The organism is Pseudomonas sp. JH-2 (assembly GCF_036231725.1).
Classification (GTDB): Bacteria; Pseudomonadota; Gammaproteobacteria; order Pseudomonadales; family Pseudomonadaceae; genus Pseudomonas; species Pseudomonas delhiensis.
Map to the genome: position 1 here is coordinate 222,971 of NZ_JAZAQP010000003.1, position 7,934 is coordinate 230,904.

The window sequence follows — 7,934 nt, forward strand, 5'->3', positions numbered from 1 at the left end:
TGCCCGCAGGGGTAGGGCGGGCGCCGCTTTTTCTTGTCACTTCACCCGGGTTTCGGCGAAGTTGTTATTGCTCAGCGGGCTGATGGTGTAGCCCTCGATGTTGCTGCGGCGCACATTGAACAGCTTAGGATGCGCCAGGGGAATCCAGGGGGCCTGTTCGTGGAATATCTTTGTCGCCTTTTCATAAAGTTCCTGCCGTTTCGACCGCTCGTCGGTGCGCCGGGCCTGCTGGATCAGTGATTCGAAGGCCGGGTCGCACCAGCGCGCCTGGTTTTCCCCGGACTTCGCCGCCGCGCAGCTGAGGTTCGGGCTGAGGAAGTTGTCCGGGTCGCCGTTGTCGCCGGCCCAGCCGAGCAGCGAGAGGTCGTGCTCGCCGGCCTTGGAGCGCTTGAGCAGCTCGCCCCATTCCAGCGAACGGATCTGCAAGGCGATGCCGACCTTGGCCAGGTCCGCCTGCATCATCTGTGCCGCCAGCGCCGGGTTGGGGATGGTCGGCGAGCTGCCGTTGCGGATGAACAGCGTCAGCTTCAGGCCGTCCACCCCGGCTTCCTCGAGCAGGGCCCGGGCGCGCTCGGGGTCGTGCGGCCAGTCCTGCAGGGCCTCGTTGTAGCCCAGCAGGGTGGACGGATAGGGGTTGATGGCCGGGGTCGCGGCGCCGGGGCCGAACACCGCGGCGAGCAGGGCCGGCTTGTCGATGGCCAGGTTGATGGCCTGGCGCACGCGCACGTCGTCCAGCGGCTTGTGCTGGGTGTTGAGGGCCACGTAGGTGGTCAGCAGGGCGTCGGTGCTGTCCACCTCCAGGCCCGCCTCCTTCTGCAACTGCGGCACGTCGGCGGGCTTGGGGTAGAGCGCCACCTGGCACTCGCCGCGGCGCAGCTTCTGCATGCGCACGTTGGGGTCCAGGGTGATGGCGAACACCAGGTTGTCGATCGCTGGCTTGCCGCCGAAGTAGTCCGGGTTGGCCTTGTAGCGCACCTGGGCGTCGCGGGCGTAGCGGCTGAAGACGAAGGGTCCGGTGCCGATGGGCTGGGTGTTGAGCTGCTCCGGCTTGCCGGCCTTGAGCAGCTGGTCGCCGTATTCGGCCGAGTAGATGGAGGCGAAGCCCATGGCCATGTCGGCGAGGAAGGGCGCCTCCGGGTGGTTGAGGGTGAAGCGCACGGTCAGGTCGTCGAGCTTGTCCACCGACTTGATCAGCTCGCCCATGCCCATGGCTTCGAAGTAGGGGTAGCCGCGCGGCGCCGAGGCATGCCAGGGATGTTGCGGGTCCAGGGCGCGGCGGAAGCTCCAGAGCACGTCGTCGGCGTTCAGGGTGCGGCTGGGCTTGAAGTACTCGGTGCTGTGGAACTTCACCCCCGGGCGCAGGTGGAAGCTGTAGGTCAGCCCGTCGGGGCTGACCTCCCAGCTTTGCGCCAGTGCCGGCACTACCTCGGTGGTGCCCGGGCGGAACGCCACCAGGCGGCTGAACACCGTCTCGGCGGCAGCGTCGGCGGTGACCGCGCCGGTGTACTGGACGATGTCGAAGCCTTCCGGGCTGGCCTCGGTGCAGACCACCAGGTTCTGCGCCAGCGCGGGGCCGGCGCCAAGGGCCAGGAGCAGGGGCAGGTAGCGCGGGACGGGCATTCCGTTTCTCCTACAGCAGGTCGAAGGGGAAGGTGCTGACCAGGCGGACTTCGTCGACGCTGCCGTCGACCTGGTTCTGGCTGGCCAGGTGCTTCATGTACATCAGGCGGAACCTGCTGCGCTTGAGCGGGCCGTCCTGGATCACGTAGGTGCCCATCAGGCCCAGCTCGTGGTGCTTCTCGCCGTCCTGGCCACGGACTTCAGCGTAGTTGCCGTAGGCGCCGTTGCGGTCCCCGTCGTAGTGGGTGCCGTCGATGTCCCAGCCCTTGGCGTACCACACCGCGGTGCTCAGGCCGGGCACGCCGTAGGGCGCGAAGTCGGTGCCGTAGCGCAGTTGCACGGATTTCTCGTTGGGCCCGTTGTAGTCCGACAGCAGCGAGTTGGCCAGGTAGATGGCCGAGGTTTCGTGCACGTAGTCGAAGTACTCGTTGCCGTCGACCTGCTGCCAGCCGAGCATCAGCGAGTGGGCACCACGGCTGAGGGTGAAGGCCAGGCTCCAGGTGTCGTTGTCGATGTAGCCGGCCTCGCGGTTGCCGGTGTCGAGGGTGCTGTAGAGGTTGAAACTGGTGTTCAGGGCCAGGCTCTGCGCATCGCCCAGGTCGTGGGAGAAGCCGAGGTAGTACTGGTTCCAGACGTCCTCGAAGTGCCCGCCGTAGGCCGTCACCGAGAGGTTGTCGGCGACCTTGTAGGTGCCGCCGAGGTAGCTGTAGCGGTCGCCCTTGACCTGGCGCGTGCCGTACTCGGTGGTGAGGTCCTCGTCGCCCGCCCCGGTGCGCGGGCTGGCGCGGGTGAAGCTGCCGCCCTGCAGCGAGAGGCCGGCCAGTTCCTCGCTGAGCAGGCCGACGCCGTTGAAGCTCGACGGCAGGGCGCGGTTGTCGATGCCGTTGAACACCGGCGTCTCGACCTGGAAGCGCCCGGCCTTGAGTTCGGTGTTGGAGACCCGCAGGCGCAGGTTGGCGATGCCCATCTTCGACCACTCGTCCACCGCCTCGCCGTCGCTGTGGGCCAGGGTGCGGTTGCCGCCGCCGCCGATCACGCCCTTGCCGCGCTCCAGGTTGATGGCGTTGAAGCCGGCCAGGTCCAGGCCGAAGCCGACGGTGCCCTGGGTGTAGCCGGAGCTGTACTGGAGGATGGTGCCTTGCACCCAGGCGCGGCGGCTGTGGGTGAACTCCGAACCGCCCTCCTTGGGGATGCGGAAGCCGAAGCTGTCGTGCATCTGCTCGCGGGAGAAGAAGTTGCGCGTGCTCAGGGTCAGCTTCTGGCCTTCGACGAAGCCGCTGGCGCCGGCCTGGCCCTTGTCCGAATCGTCCTCGGCGGCCCAGGCCTGGCCGAGCAGCCCGGCGCCGATCGCCAGGCCCAGTACGGTGGGTTTGATGTAGGGACACTGCATGGGGTTGCTCCTTCTTTCTTCTTCGTTGTTGTTCGAGACGGCAAACGCATCCCGCCGCGCCTGCCGGGGCTGGCACGCTGGGAGTGAGGCAGTGGCGAAACGAAGGGCCGCCCGGTCTGTGCCGGGCTGGCCTGCCCGCGGTGGGACCGCGGGCTGCGGCTAGGGCTGGTTGCCCACGCCGTAGAACGAGTTGCGCCCGAAGGGGCTGATGAGGAAGCCCTGCACCGACTTGCGCATGGGCTGGTACACGGTGGAGTGGGCGATGGGGCTGATCGGCAGCTGCTGCGCCAGCAGTTGCTGGGCCTGCTGGTAGAGGGCGACGCGCTGGGCGTGGTCGGTGGTCGCCTTGGCCTGCTTCACCAGCTTGTCGTAGGCCGGGTCGCACCACTTGGAGACGTTGTTGCCGTTGACCGCGTCGCAGCCGTAGAGGGTGCCCAGCCAGTTGTCCGGGTCGCCGTTGTCGCCGGTCCAGCCGAACAGGGCCACGTCGTGCTCGCCGGCGTGGGCGCGCTTGATGTACTCGCCCCACTCGTAGCTGACGATCCTGGCCTTGATGCCGACCTTGGCCCAGTCGGCCTGGATCATCTCGGCCATCAGCCTGGCGTTGGGGTTGTACGGGCGCTGCACCGGCATGGCCCAGAGGGTGATCTCGGTGCCCTCGGCGATGCCGGCCTGCTTCAGCAGTGCCCTGGCTTTTTCCGGGTCGTAGGCCTGGCCCTTGATCGACTCGTCGTAGGACCACTGGGTCGGCGGCATGGCGTTCACCGCCAGTTGGCCGGCGCCCTGGTAGATGGCGTCGATGATGGCCTGCTTGTTCACCGCCATGTCCAGCGCCTGGCGCACCTCGACGCGGTCCAGCGGCTTGTGGGTGACGTTGTAGGCCAGGTAGCCGAGGTTGAAGCCCGGCTGCGAGGGCATGTTCAGGTTCGGGTCGCGCTTCAGCGACTCAAGGTCCGCCGGGCGCGGGTTGAGGCTGATCTGGCATTCGCCGGCCTTGAGCTTCTGCATGCGCACCGAGGCGTCGGTGTTGATGGCGAAGATCAGGTTGTCCAGGCGCACGTCCTCGGGCTTCCAGTAGTCCTTGTTGCCCCTGAAGCGGATCAGCGCGTCCTTCTGGTAGCGGCTGAGCACGAAGGGCCCGGTGCCGATGGGCTTCTGGTTGATGTCGCTGGCCCTGTTCTGCCTGAGCAGCTGGTCGGCGTACTCGGCGGACTGGATGGCCGCGAAGTTCATCGCCAGGTTCTGGATGAAGGCGGCGTCGACCTCGTTGAGGGTGAACCGGACGCTGTGCTCGTCGAGCTTCTCCACCTTGGCGATGTTGCGGTCCAGGCCCATGTCGGTGAAGTAGGGGAACTCGGTGGGGTAGGCCTTGCGGAACGGATGGTTCCTGTCGAGCATGCGCTGGAAGGTGAAGACCACGTCGTCGGCGTTGAACGCGCGGCTGGGCTTGAAGTAGTCGGTGCTGTGGAACTTCACGCCGGGGCGCAGGTGGAAGGTCCAGGCCTTGCCGTCGGCGCTGGTCTCCCAGCTTTCGGCCAGGGCCGGCACGGCCTCGGTGCCGCCGCGCTCGAACTGCACCAGGCGGTTGAACAGGGTTTCCGACGTGGCGTCGTAGTCGGTGCCGGTGGTGTACTGGCCCGGGTCGAAGCCGGCCGGGCTGCCTTCGGAGCAGTACACCAGGGTGTTGCCGGCGAAGCTCGCCGAACTGGCCAGCAGCAGGCCGCCGGCAACCAGTGAATGCATGGAGTTACGACGCTTCATACGCATGCCTAACCTCGTTGTTCTTTTTCTGAGGGAGCCGTGCGCTGGGCGTTGTGGGCCTGCGCCGGCTCGGGCGCCATCGCTCCCCCGGAGGCGATGGCCGGATGCCGCCGGGGGTGGCCGGCGAACGTCGAACGCGAAGTTAAGTCAGGCTGAAATTAAGGTCAACTTAAATTCAGTGCCACTGCAAAAATCAGACGGATCCTGATAGTGGGGGAAGGACTCAGGTGCCCGGATGCTCGCCGAACAGCGGCATGGTGGTGACGGTCAGCACCTCGGCGGTTTCCTCGCCGGCATTGCGCAGGCAGTGGGGTTTGCCGGCATCGAAATGCACCGAGTCGCCGGGGCCGAGGGGATAATTGCGGCCGTCGATGGTGTAGACGATGTTGCCACTGAGCACGTAGGCGAATTCCGCGCCTTCGTGGGAAATCAGCTCGGACTGGTAGCCGACCGGCATGTTCATCTTCACCGCGTTGAGCTGGTTGCCGGGGAAGGTGCTGGACAGGCGCTCGTAGCCCAGCGGCTGGCCTTCGATGGCGTAGCGCACGCGCTCGCCCTGGTGGGTGTCCGGCTGCGCTTGCTGCGGCTGGTCGAACAGTTCGTTGAGCGGCACCCCCAGGGACCTGGCGATGCTGGCCAGGGAGGAGATGGAAACGCCGGTGAGGTTGCGCTCGGCCTGGGACAGGAAGCTGGCGGTGAGGCCGGATTCGCTGGCCACCTGGTTGAGGGTCTTCTTCGCGGCGCGCCGATAACGGCGCAGGCGCTCTCCGATTCGATCGACGGTCATTGGCTGGGCTCTTGGAGGATGCCGGCAGTATACCGGTGAAGAATCGCGGCGGAAGAGTGTCGGCAAGGTTGACAGGGGGTAGGCGCTTTCTTCGTGGTTTTAAGTGTGACTTAAAATTTGTTTGGCACGGATTTTAAGTAATGCTTAAATCCAGCCGGCATTTTTCACCACGGGAGCTGGGCGATGGCATTGGGCGTTGGGGGCCGCACCCCCGAGCAGGCACTGGCGGGGCTGCATGACATGAGCGGCGGCGTCGAGCCGATCGGGCTGGACGAATACCGGGCCCGCGTGGCCGGCCTGCAGGCGCGCCTGCGCGAGCAGGGCATGGCCGCGGCCTTCGTCGATGCCGGCAGCTACCTGCGCTATTTCAGCGGGGTGAAGTGGAACCCCAGCGAGCGCCTGGTCGGCCTGCTGGTGCCCGCCGACGGCGAGCCGCTGTACCTCGCCCCGGCCTTCGAGGAGGGCACGGTGCGCGACTTCCAGGTGCTGCCGGGGGCGATCCGCACCTGGCAGGAGCACCAGAGCCCCTACCGCCTGCTGCTGGACATGCTGGTGGAGCTGGGCGTGCCGGCCAACGCCCGCCTCGGCCTGTGCCCGAGCCTGCCGTTCGGCATGGTCGAGCGCCTGCGCGAGGTCGCCGGCGCCCTGCGCCTGGTGGACGCCGGCGCCGCCGTGGACCACGGCCGGCAGCGCAAGTCGACCGCCGAGCTGGCGCTGCTGCAGCGCGCCAAGGACATGACCCTGGAGGTGCACAAGGCTGCCGCCGGCATCCTTCGCGAAGGCATCACCGCCACCGAGGTGGTGCGCTTCATCGAGGCGGCGCACCGCCGCGTCGGCGCGCCCGGCTCGACCTTCTGCATCGTGCTGTTCGGCGAGGACAGCGCATTCCCCCACGGCGTGCGCGAGCCGCGCCCGCTGCGCGAGGGCGACATGGTGCTGATCGACACCGGCTGCCAGTTGCACGGCTACAACTCGGACATCACCCGCAGCTACGTCTTCGGTACCCCCAGCGACCGCCAGCGCGCCTTCTGGAACCTGGAGAAGGCCGCCCAGCAGGCCGCCTTCGACGCCGCCCTGCCGGGCGCCCCCTGCCAGGCGGTGGACGCCGCCGCAAGGCGCTGCCTGGAAGCCGGCGGCCTGGGCCCGGACTACGCCCTGCCCGGCCTGCCGCACCGCACCGGCCACGGCATCGGCCTGGACATCCACGAAGGCCCCTACCTGGTACGCGGCGACGAAACCCCGCTGGAGGCCGGCATGTGCTTCAGCAACGAGCCGATGATCTGCGTGCCCGGCGAGTTCGGCATCCGCCTGGAAGACCACTTCTACATGAGCGCCGAGGGCCCGCGCTGGTTCACCCGGCCGAGCCATTCCATCGACGATCCGTTCGGCCTGGGGGCGTAGCCGGCTGCGTGGGGTTGCCATTTCCCTGTAGGAGCGCGCCCTGCGCGCGAAATCGCGGACGGAGTCCGCTCCTACAGGTCACCGGGTGGCACGGGATTTTTCGTCTTCGTAGGAGCGGAACTTTTCCGCGATAGCCGGAGGTTCCGGCGCGATTCGCGGATGAGATCCGCTCCTACGCTACCCCACCCATACCATTCCCCTGTAGGAGCGCGCCCTGCGCGCGAAATCGCGGACGGAGTCCGCTCCTACAGGTCACCGGGTGGCACGGGATTTCTCGTCTTCGTAGGAGCGGAACTTTTCCGCGATAACCGGACGTTCCGGCGCGATTCGCGGATGAGATCCTACGCTACCCCACCCACACCATTCCCCTGTAGGAGCGCGCCCTGCGCGCGAAATCGCGGGCAGGGCCCGCTCCTTACGGGTTGTCGGGTGGCACGGGATTTCTCGTCTTCGTAGGAGCGGAACTTTTCCGCGATAGCCGGAGGTTCCGGCGCGATTCGCGGATGAGATCCGCTCCTACGCTACCCCACCCACGCCATTTCCCTGTAGGAGCGCGCCCTGCGCGCGAAATCGCGGGCAGGGCCCGCTCCTACGGGTTGTCGGGTGGCACGGCATTTCTCGTCCTCGTAGGAGCGGAACTTTTCCGCGATAGCCGGAGGTTTCGGCGCGATTCGCGGATGAGATCCGCTCCTACGCTACCCCACCCACACCATTCCCCTGTAGGGCCCTGCGCGCGAAATCGCGGGCAGGGCCCGCTCCTACAGGTTGTCGGGTGGCACGGGATTTCTCGTCCTCGTAGGAGCGGAACTTTTCCGCGATAACCGGAGGTTTCGGCGCGATTCGCGGATGAGATCCGCTCCTACGCTGCCCCACCCACACCATTCCCCTGTAGGAGCGCGCCCTGCGCGCGAAATCGCGGGCAGGGCCCGCTCCTACAGGTTGTCGGGTGGCACGGGATTTCTCGTCTTCGTAGGA

5 protein-coding genes are annotated in these 7,934 nt (G+C 67.1%); 1 reads left to right on the forward strand and 4 read right to left on the reverse strand.

The window, feature by feature from the left end; genetic code table 11:
- Positions 1 to 36: 36 nt before the first annotated feature.
- The 4 genes from VV867_RS03865 to VV867_RS03880 all read right to left on the reverse strand — a co-directional run bounded on the left by VV867_RS03865 (position 37) and on the right by VV867_RS03880 (position 5,558).
- Entirely contained in the window at positions 37 to 1,620 is a 1,584-nt protein-coding gene (locus tag VV867_RS03865) for an ABC transporter substrate-binding protein (protein ID WP_328565668.1), read from the reverse strand.
- Between the two features lie 10 nt (positions 1,621 to 1,630).
- Positions 1,631 to 3,010 carry an OprD family porin gene (locus VV867_RS03870; protein WP_328565669.1) on the reverse strand — a complete coding sequence of 460 codons (1,380 nt, stop codon included), beginning with the start codon at positions 3,008 to 3,010 and terminating at the stop codon, positions 1,631 to 1,633.
- 159 nt (positions 3,011 to 3,169) lie between these two features.
- Positions 3,170 to 4,771: an ABC transporter substrate-binding protein gene (locus VV867_RS03875; RefSeq protein WP_328565674.1), complete on the reverse strand. Its 1,602-nt coding sequence runs from the start codon at positions 4,769 to 4,771 to the stop codon at positions 3,170 to 3,172.
- 223 nt (positions 4,772 to 4,994) lie between these two features.
- Positions 4,995 to 5,558, reverse strand: a complete 564-nt coding sequence (locus VV867_RS03880) for a helix-turn-helix domain-containing protein (RefSeq protein WP_089390576.1) — start codon at positions 5,556 to 5,558, stop codon at positions 4,995 to 4,997.
- Between the two features lie 183 nt (positions 5,559 to 5,741).
- Between VV867_RS03880 and VV867_RS03885 the strand changes: the two genes are divergently transcribed.
- On the forward strand, positions 5,742 to 6,959 hold the full coding sequence (locus VV867_RS03885) for a M24 family metallopeptidase (protein WP_328565670.1): 1,218 nt from the start codon (positions 5,742 to 5,744) through the stop codon (positions 6,957 to 6,959).
- The last annotated feature ends 975 nt before the right edge of the window (positions 6,960 to 7,934 follow it).